Here is a 311-nt window from a genome sequence, read left to right on the forward strand (position 1 = left end):
TTTTATTGGACTTAATAAGGAGTATAATAGAAAACACAAGAACAAATAGGACTTATTTGCATCAGTACAAGATAGAAAGGTTAAGAAACAGATATGAAGATTACATCCAGCTATGGTGTGGAATTACGAAAACAGAATATCCCAATCCGCCAGACGCTGGATGTCTACAGGTCTGCTGTTAGTTATCTGGTAAAAATTTATGCGCAGGTATGGGAAGAGCTGGAAGGGATTCTGGAAGCGAAGAAACGTTTCAATGAAGCAGAACATCTGATACATACAACGAAAAAGAATCAGGCCCGTTTTGATTTTGA

Annotated in this window: 1 pseudogene; it reads left to right on the forward strand. The window is 37.6% G+C overall.

From position 1 onward, the window contains the following. Nucleotides 1-93 precede the first annotated feature (93 nt). Nucleotides 94-311, forward strand: a pseudogene (locus DWX28_RS20200) (IS200/IS605 family accessory protein TnpB-related protein); the annotation flags it as partial.

The organism is Blautia sp. AF19-10LB (assembly GCF_003461245.1).
Taxonomy (GTDB): domain Bacteria; phylum Bacillota; class Clostridia; order Lachnospirales; family Lachnospiraceae; genus Blautia_A; species Blautia_A intestinihominis.